This window comes from Deltaproteobacteria bacterium (genome assembly GCA_016183235.1).
Lineage (GTDB): Bacteria > UBA10199 > UBA10199 > DSSB01 > JACPFA01 > JACPFA01.
Map to the genome: position 1 here is coordinate 30,324 of JACPFA010000046.1, position 14,257 is coordinate 44,580.

A 14,257-nucleotide genomic window follows, 5' to 3' on the forward strand; every position below is an offset into this window, starting at 1 on the left:
TAAAAAGTCCATCTGCCGCGTTGTCCTCCTCAGCACTCCCTGCGGCGTATATCAGTATACGCCTCGGTCGGCTTCGTCGGCCTGCCTTGCATCTGGAGCTTTTTAAGAATTGACAAGAAAAAACTCCTCTTTAAAAACTACTTACTGGGTTTAGTTTCAGGTTGGGTTTCTGGCTGTGTTTCTGTAGCGTCTAAACCTGGTTTAATGACCGATGGACCCTGTTTTTTAGAAAAACTGACTAAAAATAACGAAGTCAAAAGAAACGTAATCGCCAAACCGGTGGTTAGTTTCGATAAAAACGTTGCCGCGCCCCGCGGACCAAAGACCGTGCCTGAACTCCCTGCCCCAAAGGCTGCGCCTGCGTCAGCGCCGCGCCCGGCTTGTAACAAAATAACAATGACGAGCAGCACGCAAACAATGTAATGAATACTAATCACTAAGGTTTGAAATTCCATATCTTCACCTAAATTTTTTTGTTACTAAGGAGACCGTAGTCTACTGTACATATGACACAGGATCATGAGCCGAGACAAGGAAGATGAGCAAAAAATTCGGAGGCGTAGCCTAAGCTACGTTGATGAATTTTTTGTGAAATCTGACGCAGTCGCAGGCCATGAGCCGAAGTCAGATGTATAGTAGACTACGGTCTCCTTAGTTATTACGCCCTCATGATGGCTACAAATTCTTGAGCATCCAGGGAAGCCCCACCCACCAATAAACCATTAACATTGGGTTGTGCTTTGAGCTCCTTAGCATTAGTCGCTTTCACAGATCCACCATAAAGAATTCGAAGCTTAGAGGCCAAAATTTTGTCAAATTGGTCAGCCAAACTTTCGCGAACCACTTGATGAACCTCTTCGGCCTGGAGAGGAGTGGCATTAACTCCAGTGCCAATAGCCCAAATGGGTTCGTAGGCAATAACAATCTTTTCCATTTGTACCGCCGAACAAGCCTCAAAGGCCTTTTTAATTTGAGCTGTAACAACCTCAACGGTCAACCCTTCGTTGCGCTGTTGCAAAGTTTCTCCTACACAAACCACCGGGGTCAAGTGATGAGCTAAAGCTGCGTGTAATTTTTTGGCCACGTCTTGATCGGTTTCACCAAAATATTGGCGCCGCTCGGAATGACCTATCAATACATATTGGCAACCCACCTCTTGTAAAAACAAAGGCGAAAGCTCACCGGTATAAGCGCCGCTTTCTTTGTAAAAAACATTCTGCGCACATAACCTTAGTTGGCTGCCTTTTAAAAGCTCACCCACCGAAAAAAGGGCGGTGGCCGGCGGGGCCACAGCAGCTTCACAATCTTTAAAATTTGGCCCCAGCGCTAAAATCGATTTAACCAACACAGAAGCCTCTGCAATGGTTTTGTTCATCTTCCAATTACCAATGACCAAGGGTATTGCTTTCATGCCTCTAACGCCTTTATGCCGGGTAAAACTTTCCCCTCTAAAAATTCTAAAGTTGCACCACCGCCGGTGGAAAGATGCGAAATTTTATCTTGCAGCCCTAATTGATTAATGGCTGCCACCGAATCACCCCCCGCCACCACCTTTAAACCTGGATTATCTCCCACCGCTTGAGCTACTTGCAAGGTGCCTTGGGCATAGGTGCTCTTTTCAAAAACTCCCATGGGGCCGTTCCATAAAATGGTGTTTGCCTTGGCAATTTCTTGACTAAATAAAGCAATGGTTTTGGGCCCAATATCAAAGGCACGATAGCCTTCTTGAATGTTGCGATCGAGACTCAATTTTTTGGTTTCAGGTAATTCTAGGGCTGCTGCCATCACGTGATCTTGAGGTAAATGGAGACTGATACCCTTGGTCTTGGCTCGATTCCATATTTTATCGACCACTTTGAGCTGCTCCTCTTCCACCAACGAATTACCAACTTTATAGCCTTGCGATTTCAAAAAGGTAAAGGCCATGGCCCCACCAATTAAAAGGCCATCGACTAGATTGAGCAAATTTTCAATCACCCCGATCTTGTCAGAAACCTTGGCACCCCCCAAAATAGCAAGAAAAGGCCTCTCTGGGTCTTTGACTAAGCGACTTAAATATTCTATTTCCTTTTTCACTAAAAAACCGGCGCCATATTCTTTTACAAGTCGGACCATTCCCACCGTCGAGGCATGGGCACGATGCAAGCTACCAAAGGCCTCATTAATATAAACATCGGCTAACGCCGTCAATTTTTCGGAAAATTGATCGTCGTTTTTTTCTTCTTCAGAATGAAACCGCAAATTCTCTAGCATGAGAATTTGCCCATCTTTTAAATCTAACACTAATTTCTTAACCCCATCGCCAATACAGTCTTCAGCCAACAGCACTTCGTGGTTGGTAAGCTCAGCCAAACGCTCGGCCACCGGCAACAAACTATAATGAAGGTTACGCACCCCTTTGGGCCGCCCTAAATGCGAAGCCAAAATGACTTTGGCACTTTTTTCTAAAGCATATTGTAAAGTGGGAAGGGCCCTACGAATGCGAGTGTCATCGGTAATTTGATTTTGGGCATCGAGCGGACAATTAAAATCCACCCTCATAAAAACTCTTTTGTCTTTTAATTCTATCTCATCAATGAATTTCATGATTAGAGCGTCTTTTTAGCGACCAATAGAGTTAAATCAACCATCCTTTGGCTAAAACCAATTTCATTGTCATACCAAGCCAGCACTTTAACCAATCGCCCATCCATGACATTCGTTGAAAGTGCATCAATGGTTGAAGAAGCCGTGGTGCCATTATAATCTGAAGAAACCAGCGGCAATTCGCAATAGTTAAGAATACCTTTTAATTCACCAAGGCTCGCTTGTTTGAACAATTCATTCACTTCTTTTACTGAAGTAGATTTTTCGACCTCACATACTAAATCAACTAAAGACACATTAGAGGTTGGCACCCGAATCGCCATGCCATCAAGCTTACCCTTTAATTCGGGAATCACCAAACCAATGGCCCGAGCGGCTCCGGTGGTGGTGGGGATTTGGTTTAAAGCCCCGGCCCTAGCCCGCCGCAAGTCGTTGTGGGGCGCATCATGAATACGTTGGTCACCGGTGTAAGCATGAATGGTGGTCATAAACCCACGCTGCAATTTCAAATGTTGATGCAAAACTTTGACGACCGGAGCCAAACAATTGGTCGTGCAAGAAGCATTCGACAAGATATGATGTTTTTTCGGATCGTATTTATCTTCATTAACCCCCATCACCACCGTAATATCTTCGTGTTTAGCAGGTGCCGAAATGATCACCTTTTTTACACTGCCCTTCAAATGGGCCTTGGCCTTTTCAGCATCAGTAAACCTACCCGTACATTCCAAAACAATCTCCACCCCCAAATCTTCCCAGGGAATTTTCGCCGGATCGGTTTGCTTAACACAACGAATCGGCTTGCCATCTAATTTTAAATCATCCCCCTGGGCAGAAACTTCGGCTGGCAACACCCCATGCACCGAATCATATTTTAATAAATGAGCCAGCGTTGCACTATCGGTTAGATCGTTGATCATCACCAACTCAAATTGGGGATTAACCCTCGCTAACCTAATAATATTTCTACCAATTCTCCCAAAACCATTAATGCCAATGCGTACCATATTCGTCACTCCATTCAATAAGCCTAAAGCCAATATCCCTATCCCCGATAGCTGTCAATCCTGTATTGGGAAGCGTATTACCCTTTCTGCCTCCAGGTGGCACCCGGGCCACGTCCGATGCATTCAACCTTCTTTGTTTTCTTGAGATCATGGAGCACCCGTCGGATCATATCGCGGCTTACGGTGGGACAGGATTTTTCCAGATCTGAAACCGTAAATCCGCTTTTCAACGATCGAATTGCCGCTTCAATTAATTTTGTTTTGGCCCCCTTTGGCTCTTTGATTTGACCAGCCCGCTCCTCGAATTCTTTATAAGCTTCCTTGATAATGAACAATATGAAGTTAACATAGTGCCAGGGACCATGTTTGCCTTCGTGCCAGCCTTGGGAGCTTAGTTTCAGCGTTTCATAATAACGCTCCTTGTTCTCCTCAATCAGCCGTTCAAGACTGATGTATCGCCCAACTTCATAACCAAGATGATAAAGTTGGAGCAAGAGAAGCAAGCGAGAGACACGACCATTTCCATCCCGAAACGGATGAACACAAAGAAAGTCGAGATTAAATCCAGCCAGGATGACAAGCGGGTGAACAGATCTATTTTTGATATGGTCCTGCCATAGCGAGATGAGCTCGCTCATGTTTTGCGGCGTCTCTTTTGCGGAAACTGTTTTAAAACGGACGCTATAGGTACCATCGGTATAGCGTTCGATGATGTCGCTATCTTTTGTTTTATATTGCCCGGCGTCTCCGGCCTTGCCTCGCGCGAGATTGTGAAGCTCCTTAATCGTTTTCTCTGAAATATCAGGCTTCTTCTCGTGAATCCATTTCAAGGCGTTGCGATATCCTCGCACTTCTTCTTCATCACGATCCCGCAGAGCCACACGACCTAACACCACAGCCTTCACGCGGTCCTGATCAACCGTTACACCTTCGATTCGATTAGACGACACAGCGCTTTCGATCAAGGCATGTTGTCGCAGGACTTTGAACTTCTGTTGCGACTGCTTTGTAAAGAGTTCCTGTTTCCCGCGGGCCTCGCCAAGATCACCGATATACCAAGCAGATGTCGCCGGAACTTCTTTCAACTCATTTTCAAATAGGAAGAGGGTTTTCATTATTTCTAAACCTCCACAAAATCCGCAGGGAATTTTGAAAGTACAAGATCTTTACACATTACATCTATTATTACCACTATTATTTTTCTCAAAGGAAATCATATGATCCTATTCTTACCACCGGTGGCATGAGGCCGCCTAAGGCCCTTCAGGTTTTGGGTGGGATTTCGATGATTCAATCATCGGTCGGGATCCGGGGACTTCGGTCCCTCATGGGAAAGAGATCGGATCGAACGTGGCAACGGTTCAAAAAGGACCTCGAAAACTGCCCCCTCCCAAATGGCCAAAGAGCTAAAATGACGGATCACATCCGGGAATCTTTGATTGAGTTTTCTCCCGTACAAATTGTATGGGCTATTTTTTTCTTGACGTGCATTGCAAATCGTATTACGTACCGAAAAACATTATGAACAACGCTGAAAATACTAGGAATTTAGCTGAGATGTTGGGGCGAGCGCTGGCTCCAAAAGACACTGGGATTATGTTGCGTATTCCTGAAGAGGAGAAGCAGCAATTACAGCGCCTTGCGGTTTCCCAAGGACTCAACCTCTCGGATTTCATTCGCCAGGCTCTTTACTATTATGTTTGGGCGACAAGTGAGATCGAATTGAAAGTTTCCTCCACTAATAAATCGCCTGAATACATTGATCTTCAAAATACGGCTTCCTATTCAATTTATCTGGCAAACTATCTGATCTCTGATGACACTTTTGATGCCAACTTAATGCGGACTAACAAGCAGCGCCATTCGTTCCATTTTGGGCCACTCGTTTTTAATTACATGACGGGCAATCGACAAGAAGCCGTCCTTCATTCCCAAGAAATTGTGCGCGTTTATTCAGGCGGCTACACACCGTCATCACCGCCTGTAGGGATCGCCATTTGGACCACACTTCCGGGAGAAAATAAAATCTGGAATAATCAAATTGATCCAGTTTCTGTTTATAGAATCGCCCGAAAAGATAGTGAAGATATCATTGCGGGGATTCCATCCCGATATCTTCACGGGCTCCGTTCTCTTATTGAAAGAAATCAAAATATGATGAAAGGCGTTAAGTAATATGACTCTGTCCGACTGGATTTCAATATTGGCAGTAGGTATTTCTGGAGTGGGACTTTACTTCTCTCGTGCCTCAGCAAAAAGTTCTGAAATAAGCGCGCGCGCCTCGGAGCACAGCGCAGAAATCACTCGTAGCGCTTTAGATTTCGAACAATCAAAACATAAGGAATCAAAACAAGAAGAGCGTAAACGATTTATCGACGGCCTTATCAAGGAAGCCGTAGAAAAATGGAAAACATTCGGGAACGCAGAAAATATCATAAATCGCTATCCTGATCTCGTGGACGAAGAGAAAGAGGAGATTCGTCAGAGATCACGGAGAGGTGTGGGAAAGCCTACATAGAATATGAAGAATCCAGAAAAGTTGGGTCAAGAGACTCTACCAACTCAAGAGAAATTTTTCTCCACTGAGAAATTGCGCCGGTCAGCGCGAGCGGGGACTCATTTGCCCGACCCCACGATGGCACCATATGGGTATGATGCCAAACAGCACTACGGCCATCTCTTCCCAAAATTAGAATTGCCGCGATTATTTCCACCGGCATCGCATCATCCCGATGATCACGTCAGCTTTGGTTCGCCAAACTTGGAACCTCATCAGCTTTATCTGGGGGACAATCTCTACGTTTTGCGCCAGTTACCCACTGAATCAATCGATCTGATTTACATCGACCCGCCCTTCTTTTCCAACCGGACCTATACTCAAATTTGGGGCGACGATAATGAAGTTCGTTCTTTTACCGATATTTTTCAGGATGGGATGTTTTCTTATCTGGCTTGGCTCAATGCTCGTTTGTGGGAAATGAAGCGGGTGCTCAAATCAACGGGCTCCATCTATGTTCATTGTGACTGGCATGCGTCCCATTACATCAAGTGTGAGATGGATAAGATTTTTGATTTCGATAATTTTATTAACGAAATTGTATGGTGTTATGGTTCAGGTGGTGCAAGCCAAGATAGATATTCTCGAAAACATGATATTCTTTTATTTTACGGTAAATCTGCAAATTACACATTCAATGCAGACGAGGGAAGAGAGCCGTACTCATCTCCACATAAGTCGGCAACACCGAAAAAAGTGGGCGATAAAATGTACGTTAAGATGAATCCCTTAGGACGCATACCTTTCGACTGGTGGCAAATTCCAATTATTACAAATAGTGCTTTTGAACGCATTGGATATCCGACTCAAAAACCAGAGTCTTTACTGGAAAGAATTTTAAAAGTATCAACCAATGTTGGTGATGTCGTTGCCGATTTTTTTATGGGTGGGGGCTCAACGGGTGCTGTATCTCTCAAATTAGGCCGCCGATTTATCGGCTGTGATATTTCCCGCGTTGCAGTCAGCGTCACCGCCAGCCGGTTGATTGACATTGCTGAAAATATTTCTGGCGTAACCGTTACAACCAAGGCCCAGCCGACCTTACCCATGAAACAGGCGGATATTGCTGATATCCGTGTTGGTTACGTCGGTAGTTATCCACAAGATAAGTTTCGTGGTATCTCCCATGATGAATTTTCAAAATTCATCCTCACCATATATCAGGCCATGCCCTTTACTGGTCATGCTCAGTGGATTCATGGCCTGGCTAACAACAAAATTATCCTTTCCATTGGTCCGGGCGATCCTAATGAGCGGCTGACCCTTGCTCAAGTAGATGGTGCCGTCAAAGACACGGTCAAACAGTATTCTCGACAATTCGCCGAAGGTGAAGATAAGATCCTTCAGATTATCGGCTGGTCTTTTGATCCACAATGTGAAGGTTGGAAGCGCAAGGCAGCAGAGACACTCAATAGCAAGGGCGTCAAGTTACAAATCGATTTGATTTCCCTGGGAAGCGAGAGTTTCCGGCAGAAAATTTTCCGCAATGTTGGTGAAAGCAATCTCGACCTGAAATTCAATCGTCTCAATCAACTCCTCTCATTCACCGGCGCGCCATTTGCCGGGAAAATCGTTGTCACAAGCAGGAACAAACTGGCCGTCTCTTTCGCTTTGGAAGGAGCAAGGGCTATTGGTGCTGGCGCGAGGCTCATCAACTGCCAGTGGGATTTCTCCTATGATGACAAGCGCTTTGCCAGTCGAGAGCATGCTTTGAATAGAGATGGAAAGAATGGAGATTTCACTGCCATCTTGACAACAGAGCACATTTTTTCACAGTCAGGCACTTACAGTATTGCGGCGAGAGTACAGGATAATCTTGACGGGCAGGCCACAGTTGCCGCCCAAATCGAAGTGAGTGAAACTGATTGCAGGATTATTGAAGAGAAGATTGTGAATCTATGAGAAAGCCCAAAGAAAAATTAAAATCGGTAGTTGTAAATTCGGAGAAGAACATCAAAATGAAATCCATGAATTACCGAACTTTGATTGACGCCATTCAGGCTATCCATCAGGAAATGAAGGGGCGTGCCGTTGTAGCAGTTAATCAGGCGCTGGTTTTGCGCAACTGGGTCATCGGAGCTTACATTGTGACGTTTGAGCAGCAAGGTGCGGATCGTGCCGCATATGGCGCACGGCTCTTGCCGACATTGGCTGTCGACCTTGCAGCACGAGGAGTTCCTGGCTGTAGTCGCGAGATGCTTGGACGCATGCGCTTATTTTTTCGGAATTATCCTCAGATAGTTTCACTGATTCGGTCGCCAGCGGTGGCCAAATCACCGGCTACTAGAAATGCCCTTGCGCCAATTTGGTCGCCGGCGGTGACCAAATTGAATGCATTCAGAATGCTCGTTCCCATTAGGGATTCCGTAGACGGTGTATATGAAATACAAGAGAGTGATACCAAAGGTGTGACTCCTTTGCAGTCGGAAACCGTGCTGCGGTTCTCATGGACGCATTTACAAGAGTTTGTAAGATTGGCCGATCCGGTCAAACGCGCCTTCTACGAAAACGAATGTCTGAGAGGAAACTGGTCCAAACGCCAGCTTCAACGCCAAATCGAATCACTGCTCTATGAACGCACAGGGCTTTCGACGAACAAAAAAGCGGTCATTGAGCGTGGCCGGACACAGGCGCACAAAGCGCCAACAGAAACCATTGACGACCTCATTCGTGATCCCTATGTGCTGGAATTTACCGGATTGGCGGAGCGGCCCGAATATTCCGAAACCGACCTTGAAACAGCCTTGCTTAATCACTTGCAAAGGTTCCTGCTGGAACTGGGAACGGGTTTTTGTTTTGAGGCCCGTCAGTTTCGGATAACCATGAACAACAAACATAACCGCGTCGATTTGGTCTTCTATAACAGACGATTGCGGTGTCATCTACTGATTGAACTCAAAGTTCGGGCTTTTCGTCATACCGATGCGGGTCAGATGAACTTTTACCTCAATTGGTTCAAGGCGAATATGGCTGACAGAAACGACAATCCGCCCGTGGGTATTCTTTTGTGCAGTGACAAGGATCATACCGAAGTCGAGTACGCCACAGCCGGAATGAACAACAAACTTTTTATTTCCCGTTATCTCACGGCACTGCCATCAGTAGCACAACTCAAGGCACTTGTGGAATCTGACCGCGCTCGACTTGAAAAGCCGACCATCAGAAAAAAGAGAAAATGACCGTATGATTACCGAAGAAGAATTACAATGGCGGCTCTGGACAGAGACGCCCCAGTTTCCGAATTTGGATGACCATCAAAGACTGGTGGCAGAAGGGTTTTTAGAACGTCTCAGCGGGCAGGATTTCTCCAAACCACTTTACCGCCATCAATGGGAGGCCATCGCAAGAGTCATTCACAATGGTGAAGTACGAGGAAAGTGGGAATGCCTTCTCGATATTGTAACCGGAGGTGGCAAGACCGTCATTATGGCCGGTTTAATGTCCTACTTCTGGCAGGTTCGTAAGTGCGAAAAATTTCTGATTCTTGTCCCCAACACCATTGTTCGTGAACGGGTCAAAGATGACTTTGAGATCCGCAACCCTGCTTTTGCATTCAGGGAGTTTCCATTTTTCTTCAACTCCTGCACTAAGGTTCCTGAGCGCCTTGTGTGCAAGGTCCTGCGGGATGGAAGTGATGCTTCCGGTATCCGTGATGCCAACGTCATTGTCGCGAACATCCATCAACTTTACGAAGGCAAGGGCTCTCCTGCCCTTGAAGTTCTCCTTGCAGACAAGGTGACACCCGAACTCGTGATTTTCAATGATGAGGCCCATAATGCAGCGGCGGGAGAATATCGGGAAGTGTTAAAACTTTTGCGCCGGAAAACCATTGCCCGCATTGACCTGACGGCAACCCCTTACCGCCTCGATAAGCAAGACCTTGATACCTACCCACCGCTGTATGAATACCATGTGCAGGAAGCCATGCGCGATGGAGTGGTAAAACAGATCGTAGTAACCAGACCAGACATCCAAAGCGTCAAACTACAATATGAAGAGTGGGACGAAAACAATCAGGTGATTCGCACGCTTGATGCCGAAGAAATGCCCTGGGAACAGATCGAAAGCGAACTGAGGCGAAGCGGCGCTGTTCGTTTCGTCACGGCAGATAACGCCCGAAGACAACAGCTTCAAATTGCAAAAAGCTGTTTAGATTATCAGAAAAAATGTGTCCCTCGCGGAGTGGATGATAAGCCACAATGGGAACCGTTGATGCTGACGGTTGCACTCTCTCAAAAAGATGCTTTTAAAATTTATGAAACTCTTCAGAAAAACCCATTTGGCTATAAACCAGAAGAATTATTGCTTGTTCACAGCAAACAAGAAGAACTGCAAAACAGGAAAGCATTTTTTCTTGGGCGCAAAGGCCCAGAGGGTTTGAGTAAAGAAGACGAGGCATTATGGCATGAAACCCGCAAGGTGCGGGTTATTATCGCCGTTTCGATGTTACGTGAGGGTTGGGATGTTAGAAATATTGCCATTGTCTGTCTTTTCCGAAAATTCAGTTACCAGAAAAAAGGTGATCGGATTTATACGGTCTACGGTCCTCAGATTATTGGTCGAGGCCTAAGAAGGATTCGCCAGCCCAACGAACGGGATTTTCTTTTTGTCATCGACCACCCTGCATTTAATCATGATTGGCTTTGGGAGATTCTTTCAGCTCAAAAGTACGCCAAGCCACTGAATCCAGGCGACGCCGTGGAAGATGCTCACATTGAAGATATTCCACTAGAAAAGCCAAAAGTAGAGGAATCGGAGGAGGCCAAGAAGGAAGACAAGAAACCGGAATTGGATATTGAAGATATACTCAATAGCCTTCCTTCCATTGAGGGTAAGGGTGTTAATCCCATCGCCAATTGGCAAAAACATTTTCGAGAGTTTCCCCTAGCAAAAAAAATATCATCGGCCCTGCAAAGAATTACCAATATAAAAAGTCAAAAGCTGGGGGGCGATACAACTGCTCATGTCTTGCCGGAAGAAGAGGTTAATATTGAGGAACTTAATGAAAGTGTGGCCGGTCAATACAAGAATAAAAAACGGGAAGACTTAATTCGGGAACTCCAAACAGACCTGCTCAATGAGCCTCATCATGCGCTGATGATTTGTTTCAAGATGGAGACAGCCGAGGAAACGCTTAAGTTGATGCAAGCACTGGAATGGATCTTGACCGAACTTTTCGCCATTCAGGGGGTTAGTGGTTTGGGCGAATCACCGGAGGCCCAATTGCGTAAACTGCATTTTTCCTTACCCCAGATTTTGGATGAGTTTCGGAAGCCAGAAATCGTCTTGGGCATTCTTGGTGAAGGATCTGAGAAATGATTCAGTCAAAAAGAGGAATTCTTAAAGGACTTAAGAGAGACCCGAATGGGGAAGCTGCTTATGACAGCCTTCTGGAACGGGATTACATGTTGGAATTGGAAAATATGGGTGGCGTGATTGTTTGGACCAAGGACCACGGAATTCGAATCCCTTATAAGATTTTTGGGATTATTTCGCGCCACTACTTTCCGGATTTTCTTGTCACCTATGCGGACGGATCAAAGGAGATCCATGAAACCAAAGGAGCCGGCTTTCTCGCCTGGGTTTCTACACATGCCAAACGGCATGCCGGTGATGCCTGGTGCCGACAGCACGGGATGGTTTACCGGTTTATTGAAAATTCTAAAGGGGCATTGTTTGCAAAGAATAATAGTTTGTCTCAGCTTGAGGGAATTTCCTACAAGCAGAAAAAACAGGTCGGGTCATTTGAAGATTTGTGAAAGGAGCATTTATGGACAAGCGTGAGCTGGTTACAAAAATTCACGAGTATATTGATCAACGGGTCAATGGAATTGGTGGCAGTCCGCATCAAGATGGGTACAAACATGATTTCTTAAGAATCTTCAAGATGGCTCAAGAAAACAATCTGGATCTACATGGTGATGGCATTTCTGATGCCATCAGCGAGAGATGGCCTGAAAAAGTTGCTCAACAGAAATATAACGACACATTGGTTGATATGATGCGCTCGTGGGGAGAATGGGAATTTTTTCTAAAAAATTATGATGGGTTATAGGTAATGCCAAAACGTAAAACACAATTGATGACTTTAAAGCCAAGCAAGCCAGTGAAATCAGGCTCCCTCGTCCGTGACGTTCGCGCCTTGATCGAGCAGGCGCGCAAATATGTCGCTCGTTCGGTCACTAATACCCTTGTTGCGCTTTATTGGCGTATTGGGAAAAGGATTAGTGAAGAAGTCCTACAGAGTAAACGAGCGGAGTATGGCGAGCGGATTATTTCGACGCTGTCGAAACAATTGCTGAAAGAATATAAAATCATATGACGAAGGAAAGGTAACTCATTGTAACGATTGAGTTTAACGTTCCTCCGTCATACGATTCTTCATACGATTCTATTATGAGTAAAAAAAATTATATTATTGCCACCGACCTCTACAATTTCAAAAAATGCGCCTATCGGCCATTCATGGATTACAACGGCGACCCAGCTCTCAAAGTTGAAATTCATCCTCTGATCAAATTGCTATGGGCTTCGGGTGTGCAATATGAAGCAAAAGTCATTGAATCGTATCAGCGCGATCATTCTGAAAAATCATTTCGTGCGATCGATCCTGAAAAACCCGCATCCGAAGCTTTGGCTAAGGAGACATTCAGTGCCATGCAAGCAGGTGTTGATATTATCTATCAAGGGGTTTTGATCTCAGGCAACAAACTCGGCCGGCCTGACCTACTTTTGAAATCTCCAGGCAAATCAAATCTAGGTGATTACCATTACTATCCCATGGACATTAAATTGACCCGCATTGATGCGACTTGGGATGATGGCAACGAAAAAGCCCCCATGGAACAATTTTGGCAGGTCTATTTTTACGGTGAACTCTTGGAAAAAGTGCAGGGGAAAAGACCCGATAAAGGCTACATTTATAAAACCAAAGCACGCATTCTTCCCATTCCTCTCTATAAACCACCCATGCATTATGAATGGGCACTTCAGCAACTTGAAAATTATCTGCAAGGCAATGCGTTTGGAGCAGAACCTACCATCAACAGTAATTGTGGGATGTGTGAGTGGAAAGCATCATGCACCAAGTGGGCTAATGAAAAACACGACATTTCACTTGTGTATCGCGTAGGTCAGGCCATGAAGGGTGGGCTTAAAGCGCTCGGCATTGAAACAATTGAAGACTTGGCAAATGCAGACACTGCTCAGCTGACAAGCAAAGCACAAGCATTAAAAGAACAAGGCTATTTTTGGAAAAGTATGCCTGCTGACCTTCCCGCCCAATCGATTGAACGTGCACGCCTTCATATCACTCATCAGCCAGTGATTCGCCAACCCATTACGTTTCCCGAAACCCATTTAGAAATACACTTCGACATTGAAGATGATCCCACGCAAGATTTCGTTTATCTTCATGGCGCACTCCTTGTAGAAAAAGGCAAAGAACCGGAATATATCGCATTTTTTGCTGACAGGCGTGAAAACGAGAAACTCATCACTGAACAGCTCTTCGCTTTTTTTGATAAGTACCCTGACACTCCAATTTACCACTATGGCGATTATGAAAGGGACACTATTAAGCGCCTCATCAGCAAACACAAACTAGACACACATATCTACGACAGACTATTTGCAGAAAATGGCATGGCGATTGACCTCTGTAGGTTGATTGCCACTCATACAGACTGGCCGCTGACCAGCTATGGCCTCAAAGCAATTTGCAAATTTCTTGGTTTTCAATGGGATGCCAACGATGCGGGTGGGGCAGCCTCTATTGTCTGGATGAATGAATATCTAGATGGCAACACGAGCATGAAAGAGAAAATACTCCGCTACAACGAAGATGACTGTCAGGCCACGTATTTTCTAAAAAATGCGTTAATAAAAATGCAAAATTAATTCGGATGTAAGAAGACCCTTGCTCTTATATCCTTATAAATACTTATAATTTATTTATTATAAGTATTGTAGGCGCTAATCAGGATGAGCCCATTTCTAGTAATTTGATTTTTGATTCCGAGAAAAAAGTAATGGATTTTATTCTGTGGTTTTATTCTGGGAGTCTTTCTCATTTCTTCTGTCGATAAGTCCCGAATGAATTTCAAAA

General features: G+C 45.0%; 14 protein-coding genes. 9 read left to right on the forward strand and 5 right to left on the reverse strand.

Features of this window, described 5'->3' with window-relative positions; translation table 11 throughout:
* Nucleotides 1–137: 137 nt before the first annotated feature.
* The 5 genes from secG to HYU97_11675 form a co-directional block, all read right to left on the reverse strand.
* Nucleotides 138–455, reverse strand: a complete 318-nt coding sequence (gene secG / locus HYU97_11655) for a preprotein translocase subunit SecG (protein ID MBI2337403.1) — start codon at nucleotides 453–455, stop codon at nucleotides 138–140.
* 203 nt (nucleotides 456–658) lie between these two features.
* On the reverse strand, nucleotides 659–1,411 hold the full coding sequence (locus tag HYU97_11660) for a triose-phosphate isomerase (protein ID MBI2337404.1): 753 nt from the start codon (nucleotides 1,409–1,411) through the stop codon (nucleotides 659–661).
* Entirely contained in the window at nucleotides 1,408–2,586 is a 1,179-nt protein-coding gene (locus HYU97_11665) for a phosphoglycerate kinase (protein MBI2337405.1), read from the reverse strand. The genes HYU97_11660 and HYU97_11665 overlap by 4 nt, the downstream gene beginning before the upstream one ends.
* A gap of 2 nt (nucleotides 2,587–2,588) precedes the next feature.
* Nucleotides 2,589–3,593, reverse strand: coding sequence for a type I glyceraldehyde-3-phosphate dehydrogenase (gene gap / locus HYU97_11670; protein MBI2337406.1), 1,005 nt, complete (start codon nucleotides 3,591–3,593; stop codon nucleotides 2,589–2,591).
* 77 nt (nucleotides 3,594–3,670) lie between these two features.
* On the reverse strand, nucleotides 3,671–4,708 hold the full coding sequence (locus tag HYU97_11675) for a Fic family protein (protein MBI2337407.1): 1,038 nt from the start codon (nucleotides 4,706–4,708) through the stop codon (nucleotides 3,671–3,673).
* A gap of 406 nt (nucleotides 4,709–5,114) precedes the next feature.
* Between HYU97_11675 and HYU97_11680 the strand changes: the two genes are divergently transcribed.
* The 9 genes from HYU97_11680 (at nucleotide 5,115) to HYU97_11720 (ending at nucleotide 14,049) form a co-directional block, all read left to right on the forward strand.
* Nucleotides 5,115–5,768, forward strand: a complete 654-nt coding sequence (locus HYU97_11680) for a hypothetical protein (protein ID MBI2337408.1) — start codon at nucleotides 5,115–5,117, stop codon at nucleotides 5,766–5,768.
* Between the two features lies 1 nt (nucleotide 5,769).
* Nucleotides 5,770–6,111: a hypothetical protein gene (locus HYU97_11685; GenBank protein ID MBI2337409.1), complete on the forward strand. Its 342-nt coding sequence runs from the start codon at nucleotides 5,770–5,772 to the stop codon at nucleotides 6,109–6,111.
* A gap of 3 nt (nucleotides 6,112–6,114) precedes the next feature.
* Nucleotides 6,115–8,052 (forward strand): site-specific DNA-methyltransferase, encoded by a 1,938-nt coding sequence (locus HYU97_11690; GenBank protein MBI2337410.1) that lies wholly within the window; start codon nucleotides 6,115–6,117, stop codon nucleotides 8,050–8,052.
* A 65-nt stretch (nucleotides 8,053–8,117) separates the two neighbouring features.
* Entirely contained in the window at nucleotides 8,118–9,329 is a 1,212-nt protein-coding gene (locus HYU97_11695; GenBank protein MBI2337411.1) for a DUF1016 family protein, read from the forward strand.
* A gap of 4 nt (nucleotides 9,330–9,333) precedes the next feature.
* Nucleotides 9,334–11,469, forward strand: a complete 2,136-nt coding sequence (locus HYU97_11700; GenBank protein ID MBI2337412.1) for a DEAD/DEAH box helicase family protein — start codon at nucleotides 9,334–9,336, stop codon at nucleotides 11,467–11,469.
* The gene (locus HYU97_11705) at nucleotides 11,466–11,909 is read left to right on the forward strand and encodes a hypothetical protein (GenBank protein MBI2337413.1); all 444 of its coding nucleotides are present in this window, start codon (nucleotides 11,466–11,468) and stop codon (nucleotides 11,907–11,909) included. The genes HYU97_11700 and HYU97_11705 overlap by 4 nt, the downstream gene beginning before the upstream one ends.
* Before the next feature lie 11 nt (nucleotides 11,910–11,920).
* Nucleotides 11,921–12,205, forward strand: coding sequence for a hypothetical protein (locus HYU97_11710; GenBank protein ID MBI2337414.1), 285 nt, complete (start codon nucleotides 11,921–11,923; stop codon nucleotides 12,203–12,205).
* 3 nt (nucleotides 12,206–12,208) lie between these two features.
* Nucleotides 12,209–12,472: a hypothetical protein gene (locus HYU97_11715; protein ID MBI2337415.1), complete on the forward strand. Its 264-nt coding sequence runs from the start codon at nucleotides 12,209–12,211 to the stop codon at nucleotides 12,470–12,472.
* A 74-nt stretch (nucleotides 12,473–12,546) separates the two neighbouring features.
* A complete protein-coding gene (locus HYU97_11720; GenBank protein ID MBI2337416.1) occupies nucleotides 12,547–14,049 on the forward strand; it encodes a TM0106 family RecB-like putative nuclease in 1,503 nt (500 codons plus the stop codon).
* Nucleotides 14,050–14,257 lie beyond the last annotated feature (208 nt).